General features: G+C 67.7%; 10 protein-coding genes. 5 read left to right on the top strand and 5 right to left on the bottom strand.

Translation table 11 applies throughout. From position 1 onward, the window contains the following. Positions 1 to 48: 48 nt before the first annotated feature. Positions 49 to 4542: a DEAD/DEAH box helicase gene (locus AC3A56_RS08275; protein WP_487769989.1), complete on the top strand. Its 4494-nt coding sequence runs from the start codon at positions 49 to 51 to the stop codon at positions 4540 to 4542. Between the two features lie 4 nt (positions 4543 to 4546). Next, on the top strand, positions 4547 to 4705 hold the full coding sequence (locus AC3A56_RS08280; RefSeq protein ID WP_487769990.1) for a hypothetical protein: 159 nt from the start codon (positions 4547 to 4549) through the stop codon (positions 4703 to 4705). Here the strand turns inward: AC3A56_RS08280 and AC3A56_RS08285 are convergent. From AC3A56_RS08285 to AC3A56_RS08300, 4 genes are all read right to left on the bottom strand, one after another. Next, a complete protein-coding gene (locus AC3A56_RS08285; RefSeq protein ID WP_487769991.1) occupies positions 4702 to 5760 on the bottom strand; it encodes an acyltransferase family protein in 1059 nt (352 codons plus the stop codon). The genes AC3A56_RS08280 and AC3A56_RS08285 overlap by 4 nt on opposite strands. 166 nt (positions 5761 to 5926) lie before the next feature. Continuing rightward, on the bottom strand, positions 5927 to 8245 hold the full coding sequence (locus AC3A56_RS08290) for a beta-N-acetylhexosaminidase (RefSeq protein ID WP_487769992.1): 2319 nt from the start codon (positions 8243 to 8245) through the stop codon (positions 5927 to 5929). A gap of 172 nt (positions 8246 to 8417) precedes the next feature. Further along, on the bottom strand, positions 8418 to 11171 hold the full coding sequence (locus tag AC3A56_RS08295) for a TonB-dependent receptor (protein WP_487769993.1): 2754 nt from the start codon (positions 11169 to 11171) through the stop codon (positions 8418 to 8420). 111 nt (positions 11172 to 11282) lie between these two features. Next, positions 11283 to 12380, bottom strand: coding sequence for a glucokinase (locus tag AC3A56_RS08300; protein WP_487769994.1), 1098 nt, complete (start codon positions 12378 to 12380; stop codon positions 11283 to 11285). 420 nt (positions 12381 to 12800) lie between these two features. On the opposite strand from AC3A56_RS08300, the gene AC3A56_RS08305 reads away from it, so the two are divergent. Continuing rightward, positions 12801 to 14105, top strand: coding sequence for a sugar MFS transporter (locus AC3A56_RS08305; RefSeq protein ID WP_487769995.1), 1305 nt, complete (start codon positions 12801 to 12803; stop codon positions 14103 to 14105). A gap of 92 nt (positions 14106 to 14197) precedes the next feature. Then, positions 14198 to 15277 carry a LacI family DNA-binding transcriptional regulator gene (locus AC3A56_RS08310; protein ID WP_487769996.1) on the top strand — a complete coding sequence of 360 codons (1080 nt, stop codon included), beginning with the start codon at positions 14198 to 14200 and terminating at the stop codon, positions 15275 to 15277. Positions 15278 to 15355: 78 nt separating this feature from the next. Here the strand turns inward: AC3A56_RS08310 and AC3A56_RS08315 are convergent, their stop codons facing one another. Then, positions 15356 to 16231, bottom strand: a complete 876-nt coding sequence (locus tag AC3A56_RS08315; protein WP_487769997.1) for an NmrA family NAD(P)-binding protein — start codon at positions 16229 to 16231, stop codon at positions 15356 to 15358. A 101-nt stretch (positions 16232 to 16332) separates the two neighbouring features. Between AC3A56_RS08315 and AC3A56_RS08320 the strand changes: the two genes are divergently transcribed. Continuing rightward, positions 16333 to 17235, top strand: a complete 903-nt coding sequence (locus AC3A56_RS08320; protein WP_487769998.1) for a LysR family transcriptional regulator — start codon at positions 16333 to 16335, stop codon at positions 17233 to 17235. The last annotated feature ends 21 nt before the right edge of the window (positions 17236 to 17256 follow it).

Consider the following 17256-nt stretch of genomic DNA (forward strand, 5'->3'; position numbering starts at 1 on the left):
CATATATGACCGGTGAGCACTTCCCGAACGTCACGCGAATCCGCACCGATGCGCAACGACTCCTGCCCGCTGGACGCATTCCACCCGGCCGTCGCCGCCTGGTTTCGCCGCACCTTTCCTGCGCCCACCGCGGCGCAGGCGGCAGCGTGGCCATCGATCCGCGCGGGCAGCCACACCCTGGTCGCCGCGCCCACCGGCTCGGGCAAGACGCTGACCGCCTTCCTCGCCGCGATCGACGAACTGGTGCGCGAAGGCGCGACCCATGGCGGCGTGCTGGCTGACACCACCAGCGTGCTCTACGTGTCACCGCTGAAGGCGCTGTCCAACGACATCCACATCAACCTGGAAGCGCCGCTGGAAGGCATCCGCGCCGAACTCGAAAAACTCGGCCTGCCCGACGTGGCGATCCGCACCGCGGTGCGCACCGGCGACACCCCGCAGGTCGAGCGGACTCTGCTGCGCAAGGTGCCGCCGCATATCCTGGTGACCACGCCCGAGTCGCTGTACGTGCTGCTGGGCTCCGCATCCGGCCGCGCGATGCTGTCGGGCGTGCGCTCGGTGATCGTCGACGAGATCCACGCCATTGCCGGCAGCAAGCGCGGCTCGCACCTGGCGCTGTCGCTGGAGCGGATGGAGTCGCTGTGCCAGCGGCGGTTGCTGCGGATCGGGTTGTCGGCGACGCAGAAGCCCATAGAAAAGATCGCCGACTTTCTGGTCGGGGCGCCCTCTCCCTTGGCCAAGGAGAAAATCAAGGTCAACAACCATGTTGATTTCGTCGATGATGGCTGCGCCATCATCGACGTGGGCCACACCCGCCCCCGCGACCTCGCCATCGAAGTGCCCCCGGTCCCGCTCGAAGCGGTGATGTCGAACGACAGCTGGGAGCTGGTCTACAACCGCCTCGCCCAACTGGTGGAGGCGCATCGCACTACCCTGGTCTTCGTCAACACCCGGCGCATGGCCGAGCGCGCCGCGCGGCACCTGTCCGAGCGGCTGGGCAAGGAACACGTGGCCGCCCACCACGGCAGCCTGGCCAAGGAGCTGCGGCTGGACGCCGAGCAGCGGCTGAAGCGCGGCGAACTGAAGGTGCTGGTGGCCACGGCCTCGCTGGAGCTGGGCATCGACATCGGCGAGGTGGACCTGGTCTGCCAGCTCGGCTCGCCGCGTTCGATCGCCGCCTTCCTGCAGCGCGCCGGCCGTTCCGGCCACAGCATCGACGGCACGCCGAAGGCACGGCTGTTCCCGGCCACCCGCGACGACCTGATCGAATGCACCGCCCTGCTCGACTGCGTGCGCCGCGGCGAGCTGGACGCGCTGATCCTGCCACCGCAGCCGCTGGACGTGCTGGCCCAGCAGATCGTGGCCGAAGTCGCCTGCGCCGAGTGGGACGAGGACGCGCTGTACGCACTGGTGCGCCGCGCGTATCCGTATCGCGATCTTTCGCGCGCGGATTTCGACGCCGTGGTGCGCATGCTGGCCGAAGGTTTCACCACGCGGCAGGGACCGCGCGCGGCGTACATCCATCGCGATGCGGTGAACCGCCAACTGCGCCCGCGGCGCAGCGCGCGGCTCACCGCGCTGACTTCCGGCGGCACCATTCCCGAGACCGCCGACTACAAGGTGGTGCTGGAACCGCAGGCGATCATCGTGGGCACGGTGAACGAGGATTTCGCGGTCGAGAGCATGGCCGGCGACATCTTCCAGCTGGGCAACGCCAGCTATCGCATCCAGCGCGTCGAGCGCGACCGCTTGCGGGTGGAGGATGCGCACGGCGCGCCGCCGAGCATTCCGTTCTGGCTGGGCGAGGCGCCCGGGCGCAGCAACGAGCTGTCGTTCGGCGTGTCGCGATTGCGCGAGGAAATCTCCGTACAGCTCGATGCCGGCGGCGTACCGACGGCGGTGGCGTGGCTGCGCGAATCATTGGGCCTTGGCGAAGCAGCCGCGCAGCAACTGGCCGACTACCTCGCCCGCGCCAAAGCCGCACTCGGCGTCCTCCCCAGCCAGCACACCCTGGTGCTGGAGCGCTTCTTCGACGAGTCCGGCGGAACCCAGCTGGTGATCCACACGCCGTGGGGCAGCCGCATCAACCGCGCGTGGGGACTGGCGTTGCGCAAGCGCTTCTGCCGCCAGTTCAACTTCGAGCTGCAGGCGGCGGCGACCGAGGATGCGATCGTGCTGTCGCTGTCGACCAGCCACAGTTTTCCGCTGGAGGAAGTGGCGCATTACCTGCACTCGAACACCGCCGAGCACGTATTGGTGCAGGCCCTTCTCGACGCCCCGCTGTTCCCCGCACGCTGGCGCTGGAACGCAGTGACCGCGCTGGCGCTGCCGCGCTTCACCGGCGGCAAGAAGACCCCGCCGCCGCTGCAACGGATGAAGAGCGAAGACCTGCTCGCCGCGGTGTTCCCCGACCAGGTCGCCTGCCTGGAAAACATCGTGGGCGAGCGCGAGGTGCCGGATCACCCGCTGGTCAACCAGACCATGCACGACTGCCTGCGCGAGGCGATGGACGTCGATGGGCTGCTGGCGATCCTGCGCCAGCTCGAAGCCGGCGAGATCGCCATCGTGGCGCGCGACCTGACCGCACCCAGCCCGCTCGCCGCCGAAGTGTTGAACGCGGCACCGTATGCCTTCCTCGACGATGCGCCGCTGGAAGAGCGCCGCACCCAGGCCGTGCAGAACCGTCGCTGGAACGCCGACAGCGCCGACGACCTGGGCCGGCTCGATCCCGACGCGATCGCCGCGGTGCGCGAGGAAGCGTGGCCGCAGGTGCGCGATGCCGACGAGATGCACGAGGCGCTGACCTTGCTGGGTTTCGTGACGACCGCGGAAGCGGACGCGAACATCGGCTGGGACGAGCGACTGCAGACGCTCGCCAGGGCGAGCCGCGCCACCCGACTCGGCGACGCATGGACGACCGCCGAGCTGCTGCCGCTGTGGCAGGCCCTGCACCCCGCAGCCACCATGCAGCCCCCGATCACGGCGCCCGCCGAATACGCCGCGCAGGCGTGGCCGCGCGAGGACGCCCTGCTGGAACTGGTGCGCCACCGTCTCGGCGGGCTCGGCCCGGTCACCGTGCGCGAGCTGGCGCAGTCGATGCACGTCGACGCGGGCGAGATCGAGCAGGCGCTGTTGCGGCTGCAGTCCGAAGGCTACGTGATGCAGGGCCGCTTCACCGCCGATGCGAGCGACACCGAATGGTGCGAGCGGCATCTGCTGGCGCGCATCCACCGCTACACCATCGGCCGGTTGCGCCGCGAGATCGAGCCGGTCAGCCGGCGCGCGCTGATGCGTTTCCTGTTCGACTGGCAGCACGTGTCGGCGGCCAACCGCTTGAACGGCCCCGATGCGCTGGTTGTCACGCTGGCGCAACTGGAGGGTTACGAGGCTGCGGCTGGCGCGTGGGAAGCGGAGATCCTGCCAGCGCGCGTGGGCGATTACTCGATCAGCTGGCTGGACGAGCTGTGCCGTTCCGGCCGCATCGCCTGGAGCCGGCTGCGCACCGGCAGCGGCGGCGGCGGCGGGCCGGTGCGCAGCACGCCGATCGTGCTGCTGCCACGACGGGAGATGGCCGTCTGGACGGCCGTCGCCGCGGGCGATCCGCAGGACATCCTGCTGTCCTCGCGCGCCCAGGCCGTGGCCGACGCGCTGCGCGAACATGGCGCGCTGTTCTTCGACGAACTGCTGGCCGACACCCGCCTGCTGCGGACGGAGCTGGAAGACGCACTGGGCGAACTGGTCGCCGCCGGCCGGATCAGCGCCGACAGCTTCGCCGGCCTGCGCGCCCTGCTGCTGCCAGCGGCGAAGCGCGACGGCGTACGGCATCGGCGCATGCGCCGGCACGCGTTCGGCGGGATCGAGGATGCGGGGCGCTGGGCATTGGCGCGGGGCGCCTCCCTTCTCCCCACCGGGGAGAAGGTGGCCCCGAAGGGGTCGGATGAGGGGCGGGTGCTCGCGGGGAGGTCAGAAGGTTCGCGAGGAGAGCAGCCCCTCACCTCAATCCTCTCCCCCAGGGGGAGAGGAGGCGAACGTGGCGCTTCGCGCCAGCTTGATTCAGCTGAAGCAGAGCACGTTGCACGTGCTCTGCTTCGCCGCTACGGCGTGGTGTTCTGGAAGTTGCTGGAACGCGAGGCGCCGTGGCTGCCGTCGTGGCGCGAACTGCTGCGCGTCTATCACCGGCTGGAGGCGCGCGGCGAAATCCGCGGCGGGCGTTTCGTCGAAGGCCTGGTCGGCGAGCAGTTCGCCCTGCCCGAGGCGATCGCGCCGCTGCGGGCGATTCGCCAGCGCGCGGACGACGGCGAGCTGGTCTGCGTCAGCGGCAGCGATCCGCTGAACCTGGTCGGCACCGTGCTGGTCGGCGACAAGGTACCGGCGCTGGCCGGCTCGCGCGTGCTGTATCGCGACGGCATGCCGATCGCCGCGCTGGTCGGCGGCAAGGTCGTGCCATTGATCGAGTTGTCGGCAGCCGATGCCCGGCTGGCGAAGCAGGTGTTGCTGCGCCATCCCCCCTCGCAGCCGGAAGCCGTGGCCGCGGCGCGCTGACGCGATGGGCTGCCTGCCGGTGCTGCTGCTGTTCCCGCTGGGTTTCGGGCTTGGCTATCTGGTGGGCGGCGACGGCGGCGGCATCTGGGGCGGCGGCATCGGCCTGACGCTTGGCCTGGCGTTGATGATCCTGCTGGTCCGGGCGATGCGGCGGCGGCGCTAGAGCTTGAGATGGATGTGCCGGCGATCCATCGCCCGAACGATCAACCACCACACCGCCACGAACACCACCGCGAACGCCAGCGATGGCACGTACGGACCGAAGCGCGGTGTCATCCAGTCGGCGAACAACGTGCGGTACCACGACGCCTGGCCCAGCGTGGGCAGCACGATCTGCATCAGCTCCGAACCGGCATAGGCGGCGATCGCGTTGACCCCGAAGCGGCGACCCAGGGCGGGCCAGCCGCGACGGTCGATCAGCCAGTGGAACGCCAGCAGCGCCAGCGTGGCCCAGCCTGCCGTCCACAGCACGAACGACGGCGTCCACAGGTTCTTGTTCAGCGGCAACCACAGCGACCACAGCGCGCCAAGCAGAAGGCAGGCGACACCGGCCAGCAACAGCGTCCGGATTTTCCCGCGGCGCAGCCAGCAGCCTGCGCGCAAACCCAGCAAGGTGCTGGCCAGGGACGGCAAGCTGCCGAGCAGACCTTCCGGGTCGTGGCCGCGGCCGGTCACCGGATCGATCTGGTAGACGAAGCGGCCGAACAGCGCGCTGTCGAAACGGCTGACGATGTTCGTCCACGGCTCCAGCGAACCACCCAGCACCAGCAGACCCCAATAGCCCAGCAGCAGGCCGGCGATGGCGGTCCACTGCGTGCGCGGCCGCGTGTACACCGCGAACAGCGCCACCCCCGCGAAGCACAGCCCGATGCGTTGCAGCACGCCGGGAAAACGCAGGTGGGCCTGCGGCATGACCAGCGCCGCCAGCACATTGATCGCCACGCCCAGCAGCAGGATGCGCAGCGCACGCCACATCGCGCCGCGGATCAGCGCCTCGGGCGTCGCGCCCTGCTCCAGTCGCGGCAGGATCGAGAACGCCACCGACACGCCGACCACGAACAGGAAGAACGGAAACACCAGGTCGGTCGGCGTGCAGCCGTTCCACGCCGAGTGTTCCAGTGGCCAGTAGACATGCCCCCAGTCACCCGGATCGTTGACCAGCAGCATCGCGGCCACGGTGCAGCCGCGCAGCGCGTCGAGGGAGGCGAGGCGTTTCATGCAAGGCAAAAGCGAAAGCGCAAAAGCATCGGAATACCTCCCCCTTCCAGGGTGAGGAAGGGAGGGGGTAGCTCAGGGTCGCCGGGAAAATCAAAGGCGAACCCCACCCCAACCCTCCCCTGCTGCGCAGGGGAGGGAGCCGTACGGCGCACGGACAGGCGCACTCTCACTGGCTCAGCGCCACGCGACCAAGCGCGTACAGCGGCCCGTCGATCGGCGCGGTGTAGATCAGGCACAACGCGCGTTCGCCCTGCTGCACGGGCAGCGCCGCGTCCAGTGTGAAGTTGCGGGCGCTGTGCGCGGGATCGGGCAAGGCCATGCTGGCCAGCACCGGACCGGCGCAGGTGTCCAGGTGCACCACCAGTTCGCCGAACGGCGTCCTGTTCGGGTGCGACACCACCAGCTTCTGCTCGTGCGCCAGCGCGAAGTTGCGTTCGAGCCGCACCGCCTCGACATGGATGCGGCGCAGTCCATCCAGCGGCGTGGCGGGATACAGCTGGCAGCTGTTGAACACGTTGATGCTGTAGACCGGCGACGCCGAGGCGGCATCGGGCAGCGGTTGCACGCGCAGGCGGAAATCGCTGCCGGGGCAGTTCGGCAAGTCGTTGCCGTCGAGGCCGAGCAGACTGGCGCGATCCAGCACACGCTGGCGCGAGGTGGCCAGCACGCTGCCATCTGCGGCGAAGCTTGCCGCGCGCACGGTGGTCGGCAGGGTCACGTTGAACGGTGCGTCGTAGCGCGGCGAAGCCTGCGTGGGCGCGCTGCCGTCCAGCGTGTAGCGGATGGTGCCGAAATCCGTCTGGTTCGACAGCGTGACGGTGGCCTTGCCGGTGGCCAGGGCAAGCGTGCGATCGATGGCGATGTCCACCGCGAACGCGCTGTCGGCATAGCCGACATGCTGCGCCCGGTAACGCGCGAGCTGCGCCGGCAGCCGGGCGAGGAAGCCCGGCCAGTCGCTGGTGGCCGGCGACCACGCCACTTCACTGAGCGCATCCAGCCGCGGGAACACGGCGTGTTCCACATGCGCGAAGGTGGGAATGTGCTCGGCCCACACGTTGGCCTGCACGCCGAGCACATGCGCGGCTTGCTTCGGGCCCAGCACGGCAGGCACCACCTGGAATGCGTAGACGCTGCGCAGCGATTCCACGCCCATGCGCCCGGCGTATTCGTCGGCGAGGTCGCCCTGGACGTGATCGAAGTACAGCGCAGGCGCGGGCGACATCACCACGTCGTGGCCCATCATCGTCGCCTTGATCGCGCCGTCGGTGCCGCGCCAGGACATCACCGTGGCGTCGGCCGGCAGGTGCTCGCCTTCGAGGATCTCGTCCCAGCCGATCAGCTTGCGGCCATGCCGGTCGAGGTACTGGCCGATGCGGTCGATGAACCAGCCCTGCAGCGCGTCTTCGCTGGTGATGCCCAGCGCGCGCATCTTCGCCTGCACGGCGGGCGAGGCCTGCCACTGGTCCTTGATCGCCTCGTCGCCGCCAACGTGGATGTATCTGGAGGGGAACAGCGCCAGCACTTCGTCGAGCACGTTGTCGATGAAGTCGAAGGTGGCATCGTCCACGTTGTACAGATACGGATTGACGCCCCAGTCGACCGACACTTCCGGCCGCTTTCCGGTGACGCCGAGCTGCGGGTACGCGGCCACCGCGGCCTGTGCATGACCGGGCATGTCCAGCTCCGGCACGATGGTGATGTGGCGCGCGGTGGCATAGGCGACCACCTCGCGGATCTGCGCCTGCGTGTAGAAGCCGCCGTAGCGTTTCGGTTCGCCGTCGTGGCCGGCGTCCGGCGGTGTGCGCCACGCGCCGATGCGGGTGAGTTCGGGGTAACGCTTGATCTCGATCCGCCAGCCCTGGTCGTCGGTGAGATGCCAATGGAACACGTTGAGCTTGTGCTGGGCCATCTGGTCGAGCAGGCGCTTCACCTCGTCCACGCTCTGGAAGTGGCGCACCGAATCCAGCATCAGGCCGCGCCAGGCGAAGCGGGGCTGGTCGGCGATGTGCAAGGCCGGCACCTGCACCGCGCCGTGCTTCGCATCGGGCGTGAGTAGTTGCCACAGCGTGGTCGCGCCACGGAACAGTCCGGCGTCGGTGCGCGCTGCGAGCCTGATGCCTTGCGGCGTCACGTCAAGCACATAGGCTTCGTCATTCGCCGGCGCGAGCCCGGGGTCGAGCTGAAGCACGATCTCGCCAGTGGCGGCGGCGCGCTGGTGCACGGCGAGTTTCAGGCCACGCGTGCGCCCGGTGAGGTCGGCCAGCCATTGCGCGGTGCGCAGGCTTGCCGCGCTTTTGTCGGCAACCACGATCGGCATGGCCGGGCCTACGGTGAAATGTCCCTCTGCCGGGTCGACTTGGACCGGCCGGGGAATCAAGGAGTTGACGGGTGGCCGGGCCAGCAGCGGATTGGCCAGCAGCCAGGTCGCGGCGAACAGCATGCAGCGCAACAGGACGGTCGGGCGGCGCATAGTCGACAAGGTCATCGGCGGTCTCCGCAGGATGGTCCACGCAGGATGCCATGGACGTGGACGCAAGGCCTGCTCAAAAAAACGGGCCCGGAAAGACTTGCCCGGGCCCGTTCGGGGAGGATGCTGCGCCATCCATGGCTCGCGTTTTCTGCATGCAAATCAGAGCACGCAGATCAGAAAACGCGGATCAGAGCTTGAAGCGGAGGTTCAGGTAGTACTGGCGACCGTTCACGTAGAACGCATACGGCTGTTTTCCGTAGGCGTCGTTTTTGGTGTAGTACTTCAGCTTCGGGTTATTGAGGTTCATCGCGTCCAGCGACAGCGACATCCAGTCGGTGAGGTTCACGCCCAGCGAAGCGGACAGGCTGCCGATGCCTTGCTGGAAGTAGGTGTCGGTGCGGCTGACACCGGCGTAGAACTCCGAACGATAGGTGTAGCTGACGCGGGCGTTCAGCAGCTTGTTCTCGAAGTAACCAGACACGTTGTAGGTGTTCTTCGAGGTGCCCTGCAACGGCTCGTCACCCGTGGCATGGCCATCGGCATAGGTGTAGTTGCCCTGCACGCCGAAGTGCTCGCCGACCGGCTGGATGTAGTTCAGCTCCACGCCACGCACCTGGCCGTTGACGTTGCGCGGCACGCTGATCAGGTAGTCGTTGAACACGTCGTGGCCAGCCGCCTGGGAGGCCTGCATGTCCTTGAACGTGCGTGTCTCGTTGCCGAAGTTGATGTAGTCCTTCAGGTTCATCGCGTACACGCCGGCGGACAGCAGGCCGCGCGGCGCGAAATACCATTCCAGCGACGCATCGAAGTTGCTGGAGATCAGCGGATCGAGCTTCGGATTGCCGCCACTGCCAGTGTGGGTGAGATCGTCGGCGGAAACGTAGCCGGCCAGCGCCGAGTAGTCCGGACGGGTCATCGTCTGCGAGGCGGCCACGCGCAGCAGCAGGTCGTCGTTGATGCTGTAACGCAGGTTCGCGCTGGGCAGGAACTTGCTGTGGGTCTTCTTGTAGGTGTTCCAGTAGTAGTCGCCGAAGGCGGAGCCAGTGATCGGACCTTCCACGGTATTGGCGTCGCCATCGGGCGCGGTACTGCTGTAGCCGATGTTTTCCTTGGTCTGCACGTAGCGCACGCCGAAGTTGCCGGCGACCGCGCCGGTTTCGAAGTTCATCTGCAGATAGGCGGCGGTGTCCTTCTCCTTCACCCGGTAGATGTCGTTGAAGTAGAACCGCCCGACCGGATCACGATTGGCGAACTGCGAGTCGATCTGCGCCAGCTGGCCCGGCGTGTAGTACCAGATGTTGCCGGGGAAGCTGCCGCCCACCGAGTTGCCGAAATCGCCGGGATAGTTCTGGTGCGAGGTCGGATACAGCGCCGGATTGGTCCAGTCGGTGGCCCAGTTCGGCCCCTGCGCCACTTCGAACGGGTTTTCGCGGGTGTGATCGGCGTAACGCACGCCGAACTCAAGCGAGGAGAACGCGCCATCGTCGAACGCGAGCTCGCCGTCGAGCTGGCCCCACTTCTCCTTGTCGGTGACCTTGATGCCCTGACCGCCGAAGATCCAGCCGGAACCGGGCAGGATGCCGGACGGCGAGGCGTTGTCGCCGCCCAGCGTCCAGTTGATCGGCTTGCCGGTGCCGCGCATGTCCCAGCTGGCGCCCGCGCCGCCCGCGGTACCCAGTTCGATCACGTCCTGGGTCGGGCTGCTGCCGGTGCCGCGGGTGCTGCCTACCTGGCCCTTCAGGGTCAGGTGATCGGAGACCCGCCAGTTGGCGTCGAGGGTGAGGAACTTCGATTCGGAGGCAGCACCCGGACGGGAGATCTGGTCATAGACGCCATAGGCGTTGGTGCCACCGGCGATCGTGCCGTTGGTGACCACGTTGTTGTTGACCGCGCCCGGAGTCAGCACGCCGCCGCCCGCACCGCCCAGCGCGCTGCTGGCCCACATCATGTAGTTGCGGTTGTAGTTGTCGGCCTTGAGCTTGGAATAGAAGCCGTTCAGGTCGAGCGTGAGGTTGTCGGTGGGCTTGAACTGCAGGTCGACCACGCCGCCCTTGCGCTCGCGCGTCTGGGTGAACAGCACTGCGCCGATCTCGTTCGGGTAGTACATGCCGGCCAGTTCGGGATGCGCCGCGACGGTGTTCGGTGCCGAGGCCGCGGTAATCTGCTGGTAGCCGCCAACCACTTCCTGGCCATTGCGCTGCAGGCTGCGCTTCTCGTAGAAGCCCTGCACCAGCAGGCCGACGGTGTTGCTGTCGTTCTTCCAGTTGAACATCCCGCTGAACTGCGGCTTGGTGTTGCTGGGCAGGTCGGAGTAGACGCCGCCGATCGACGCTTCGGCGGTGATGTTCTTGGCGAACTCGAGCGGCTTGCGCGAGATGATGTCGACCGAGCCGGCCGCGCCACCCTCGACGATCTTCGCCTCGGAGGTCTTGTGCACCACGACCTGGCTGACGATTTCCGACGGCAGCAGGCTGTAGCTGACGCTGCGGCCCACGGTCTGCACCTGGCTCAGCACGAACCAGTCACCGGTGCCCACGGTGTGGCCGTTGACCAGGGTCTGGGTCAGGCTGGGGTTGGTGCCGCGCAGGCTGACGCGATCGTTCTCGTCGAAGCCGCCTTCGGCAGCGCTGGACGAGCTGATGTTGACGCCGGGCAGGCGCTGCAGCGTATCGGCCACGTTCTTGGCCGGCAGCTTGCCGATGTCTTCGGCGGTGACGATTTCCACGTGCGACGCCGCGGCCTTCTTGAGGTTCAGCGACTCCGCCTCGCTGTCGCGGATACCCACCACGGTGACGGTGCCAAGCTGGGTGGCGTCCTTGTCCTTCTGCCGGGTCGTGCTGGTCGTGTTGCCGGTCGATTGTGCGTCCTGCGCAAACGCCACGCCGGATACGCACAGACTGGTGATGATGCTCGCTGCTAGCAATGTCTTGCGGTAATTCATGATCTCCTCCCCTCAGAGGCTGGCTTGAATCAGGACCGGCTGATGACGGTCGCGGACGTTGGTTGTGACTTGCTTGGCGCCGTGTCGCCGGATGGCGGACGGAATCTCATCTCAATCTCCCTTGTGCTCATCCAGAAACCAGCCGGCGGCGCCAATGACACCAAGCTGGCCGTGCTCGATCAGTCGAACCGGAACCTGTTGCAGCCAGGCGCGCATCACGCCCTTGTTGAAATAGCGTTCGGCAAACGTGCTGGCCAGCAGGAACGGCTGGATCTGCGGCAGGATGCCGCCGGCCAGGTACACCGCGCGGGCGCCGTACAGCAGCACCAGGTCGCCCACGAAACTGCCCAGCAATCCGCAGAAGACCTGCAGCGCCTCGACCGCGGCGGCGTCGTTGCCGGCCAGTGCGGCAGCGGTGATCTCGGCCGGGGTCAGCTGGCGCTCGGTGCAACCGCGCAACTCGCACAGCGCGCCGTAAAGCTTGAGCAGGCCAGGGCCGGACAGCGCGTCCTCGAACGACACGTGCGAACGTTCGCGGCGGAACAGGCGCAAGATCTCGATCTCGCGCTCGGTGCCCGGCGCCAGCGAAATCTGGCCCGCCTCGGTGGCCAGCACCTGGGCGCGCGGCTGGCCCGGCAGCAGCACCGCCGAACCCAGGCCGGTGCCCGGGCCCATCACCAGCACCGGTCCGCGGGTGGCGGGTCGGCTGCTCTCGATGATCGACATCGCGTCGTCGGCGCCGATGAACTGGGTGGCGTACGCCACCGCCTCGAAGTCGTTGATCACGGCCAGCTGGCGGATGCCGAGCGCGGCGCGGATCTCGCCGATCGACACCGGCCACGGCAGGTTCTCGTTGACGATGGCGTCGTCCAGCACGTAGCCCGCGCAGGCCACCGCGCAATCGCTGAGCTGGCTGCATAGCGCCGCGTGCGGTGATGCCTCGAGCTGCGCCACGAAGTCGCCGAGCATCGCGGGCAGGCCGGACCAGTCCGCGCAGCTGTAGCGGTGGTAATGCAGCACCTTGACCGACTGCCCGCCCGGCGCCGCGACCACCAGGCCGATGCGCGCGTGCGTGCCGCCCACATCGGCGGCCAGGAACGGCTGCGCCGCAACGGGGCCGGCACGACCGACGCCTTTCGACGACAGGCCGTCGCCCAGCGGCGTGCCGGTTGCCGCGGATGCATGGCGCTGGTTGGCGCGTTCCCCCACTGCCCTCTCCCGTGTCTGGCCCGCTGGCGTCGGCAATGCGATGGACGCACCTGGCCGGGGCTGATGAGGGCCGAGTCTGCTGTCAAAATGACAACGTTGTCAACAGGGTTCGATGCGATTTTTTCAAAGCCTTCTGCGGCGCCGCAACATAGCTGTCATGACACTCCTGCGTCGGCGTCCAACTTTGCGTGACGAAGCGCTGCTGCACAGCGAAAGCACTCGATCCGATCCTGCGGCCAGGCGCTGACGCAACGCCACACAAACACCGGTTTCGGACGTCTGGACGGCCGCGCCGGGGGCGAGATTCGTCCGCTCGCGTCCGGTCATAATTGACAACGTTGCACTTTTCAGCGAATAAAGAGACATTCCAGCCAGCCCGGTCATCCGATCGGCGCACGCGGCGACTCGGGGAAAACATCCATGGCAACGACGCTGACGGCGGCACCGTCCCAACGCGGCTATTTCGGTCCGATGCTGATCATCGGCGTGCTGTTCTTCATCTTCGGCTTCGTCACCTGGCTGAACGGTCCACTGACGATCTTCGTGAAGCTCGCCTTCAACCTCGACGACGTCAGCGCCTTCCTGATCCCGGTGGCGTTCTACCTGTCGTACTTCTGCCTGGCCCTGCCCTCGTCGGTGGTGCTGCGACGCACCGGCATGAAGAAGGGCATGGCGCTGGGCCTGTTCGTGATGGCGATCGGCGCGGTGCTGTTCGGCGAATTCATCAACATCCGCATCTACCACGGCGCCCTGGTCGGGCTGTTCGTGATCGGCGCCGGGCTGTCGCTGCTGCAGACCGCATCCAATCCCTACATCAGCATCCTGGGACCGATCGACAGCGCGGCGCAGCGGATCGCCTTCATGGGCATCTGCAACAAGGTGGCCGGCGCGCTGGCGCCGCTGGTGTTCGGCGCACTGGTGCTCAGCGGCATCGACACGCTGGACCAGCAGGTGAAGGACGCGCCCACCGCGGCGGCGCGCGAGGCCCTGCTCAACGGTTTCGCGGCGCGCGTGTACTGGCCGTACATGGCGATGGCGGCGCTGCTGGTGCTGTTGGCGATCTGGGTGGTGCGCTCGTCGCTGCCGGAGATCAAGCCCGCCGGCGCGAACGACGAAAGGGCGATCGGCCATGCCGGCCGCAGCATCTACAGCTTTCCGCACATGTGGCTGGGCGTGCTGTGCCTGTTCCTCTACGTCGGCGTGGAGGTGATGGCAGGCGACGCGATCGGCATCTACGGCCAGGGCTTCGGCCTGCCGCTGGACGCCACCAAGCATTTCACCTCCTACACCATGCTCGGCATGCTGGCCGGCTACGTCGTGGGCCTGCTGGTGATCCCCCGCTTCATCTCGCAGCAGCGTTACCTGGCCGTGTCGGCGGTGCTGGGCGTGCTGTTCGCGATCGGCGCGTACGTCACCCGGGGCTACGTGTCGGTGGGCTTCGTCGCCGCGCTGGGCTTCGCCAACGCGATGATGTGGCCGGCGATCTTCCCGCTCGCGATCAAGGGGCTTGGCCGGCACACCGAGGCGGCCTCCGCGCTGCTGATCATGGGCATCGTCGGCGGCGCGCTGATCCCGCAGGTCTTCGTGCACCTGAAGCAGCTGATCGATTTCCAGCTGGCCTTCCTGTGCGTGATGGTGCCGTGCTACCTGTACATCCTCTACTACGGCCTGGCCGGGCACCGCATCGGCCAGGCCGCCGCCAGCAGCGCGGCACAAGGCACTTGAGCTAGGATGCATGCGCCGCCGCGCAATCCGGCGGCGCCCGCTTCGGTTCGACGGCAGCGGCGTCACCAATCACGATGCATGAGGTTCAACGGGTGCGCAGTGCCACCATCAAGGATGTCGCGGAACGGGCCGGCGTCTCGCTGAAGACCGTTTCGCGAGTGATCAACAACGAACCGTCCGTGCATGCCCGCACCCGCGAGAAGGTGCAGCGCGAGATCGACGCGCTCGGCTACCAGCCCGACCCCTCCGCGCGCAGCCTGCGCAGCACCCGCGCCTACGCGATCGGACTGGTCTACGACAACCCGAACGCGCACTACATCATCAACCTGCAGCGCGGCGTGCTGTCGGTGTGCCGCTCCAGCGGCTTCGGCCTGCAGATCCACCCCTGCGATTCGGCCTCGCCGAAACTGGCCGACGAGCTGCGCACCCTGGTGCAGCGATCGCGCCTGGCCGGCCTGGTGCTGGCGCCGCCGATGTCCGAACAGCCAGAACTGATCCGCAGCCTGGTCGAGGCGAAGATCCCGTTCATCCGGATCATCTCCGCGCGCAAGGACCCGCAGGACGGCTTTCCCTGTGTCTACGTCGACGACCGCGACGCCGCCTACGCGATCACCGAGCACCTGATCCAGCTCGGCCATCAGCGCATCGGCTTCCTGTGGGGCGGCCGCGAGCATCGCTCCAGCCCCGAGCGCTACCAGGGTTACGAGGACGCGCTGAAGGACTATGGCATCCCGCTCGACCGCAAGCTGATCCTCGCCGGCGACTACACCTTCGACGACGGTTTCCGCGGCGCCCGCAAACTGCTGGCGCTGAAGGATCGCCCCACCGCGATCTTCGGCTCCAACGACGAGATCGCCGCCGGCGTGCTCGCCGCCGCCCATTCCGACGGCATCAACGTGCCGTATGAATTGTCCATCGCCGGCTTCGAGGACAGCCCGTTCTCCAAACAGTCCTGGCCGGCATTGACCACCGCCCGCCAGGCCACCGAGGAAATCGCGCGGCATGCCGCCCAGCGCCTGATCGGCGACCTGCAGCGCGAAGCCAATGGCGAGCCGGCCCAGCATGCAAACGAAGGCTTCAGCCCGGAGCTGGTGGTGCGCGGATCAACGGCGCCGCGGCATGTGGCGCAGGCGCCGCGGGGTGGCGGTGGGCGGCGCAAGGCGGGGGTTTGAGAGCCGGCCTGAGACCGGGCTGTGCGTCTGGCGAAGTCGAAGACTTGGAATCAATTACCCTCGTCCATTCGAGTTCACTCAAGCCGCCTCCCACGCCTTCGCCAGCTCCCCGGCAAGGTCGCGATAACGGCGCGGCGGATGGCCAAGCAGGCCGGTGAGCAGCTCCACCGCGTTTGATTTGCCGAGCATGCCGTCGACGTGGAAGCGCGCCAGCATCAGGCGCAAATCGTAAGCCGACCACGATGGCATGAAGCCGGCCATGACGGTCTCCCAGGCATCGAGGTCGTTGCCCGCGGGCGTCACGGGCTTGCCGAGCACGCCGGACCAGATCGTCGCCAGCACATCACCGGTCAGCACGTCCGGGCCGGTGATCTCGATCACCTCGCGCGGCAGCGGCGTCGCGGCCCGCGCGCGGCGCAGCAGCGCGGCCACCGCGATCTCGGCGATGTCGCGCACGTCGACCATCGCCACGCCGACGTTGCCGATGGGCATGCCGTAACGCCCCTGCAGCAGGCCGTCCTTGAGCGCCGCATCGTTCTGCATGAAGTAGGACGGGCGCAGCACGGTCACTGGCAGGTCGAACTGCTCGATCATCCGTTCCACCGCGTACTTGCCGGTGAAATGCGGCACGTCGGTGTAGGCATCGCTGTTGAGTACCGACAGGTACACGGCGCGTTTAATGCCCGCCTCGCGCGCCAGGCTCAGCGTGCCGATCGCCTGGGTCACTTCATCGGCGACCACGGCATTCAGAAGGAACAGCGTGTCGACCTCCTTCAGCGCCGCACGCATCGAGGGAACGTCGGTCAGGTCGCCCTTGACCGCGATGACGCCCTCGGGAAACGACGCCTTGGCCGGGTCGCGCGTCAACGCGTGGACGCTGGCGCCCCGCGCGGCCAGCCCGCGGACGACGAGGCTGCCGATGGTGCCGGTGCTGCCGGTGACGAGAATGTTCATGGGGATCTCCTTCAAGGTGGTGGACAACGCTATCCTGCTGTTTCAAGAAGCGTCCCGATAGCCGCATAATCTGGACATCCCGTCTCATTCATGGAACACGCGTGGATCTGCTCGCCCTGGCCGATTTCAACGACGTGGCGCGACACGGCGGTTTCGGCCGCGCCGCCCGGGCCACCGGCCGACCCAAGGCCACGCTGTCGCGGCGGGTACGCCAGCTGGAGGACGCGCTGGGCGTGCGCCTGTTCGAGCGCGGCGGCCACACGCTCCGGCTGACGCCGGAAGGACGCGAGCTGCAGGAACGGACGCAGTCGCTGCTGGAACACATCGACGAAGTGGGCGAGGTGTTGCGCGGGGGCATCGGCACGCCACGCGGCCGCCTGCGCATCAGCGCGCCGGTGCTGTTCGGCCAGCGCGGCCTGGGCCGCATCGCCGCGGACTACGCGCTCGCCTATCCCCAGGTGCAGTTGGAAGTGGTCACCGAGGATCGCTTCGTCGATCCGGTGGATGACGATTTCGACCTGATCATCCGCGCCAACCCCGATCCCTCGACCGACCTGGCCGGCCGTTGCTTCCTGCGCGACGTGATGGTGGTCGTGGCCGCACCGTCGCTGCCGCGGCCAGCGGGAAGAAGTACCGTCGCCGTGCCCGCCATCACCCTGTCGCGCACGCCCGCCGATGCCACCTGGCAACTCACCCGCGCGCGCAGCGTGCGCCACATCGCGACGCACACCGTGCTGCGCCTGTCGTCGATGGCGATGATCCACGATGCGGTGATCGCCGGGGTGGGCGCCGCTGCCATGCCGCGCTCGCTGGTCCAGGCCGACATCGACGCCGGCCGGCTGCTCGACTGGGGCATGCTCGCCGACCACCCGGTCGAAGTATGGGCACTGTATCCCTCGCATCGACATGTGAGCGCCCGAGTGGCCGCCTTCGTGAAACTGCTGCTGGACCGTTTTGAGAATGCTTCGCCAAAGGCGTTCGCGCGGCTCGTAAGGGAGCGGTAGAGCCGCAGAGGGCGAACAAAG

The sequence above is a fragment of the Rhodanobacter sp. Soil_C_14 genome (assembly GCF_057657335.1).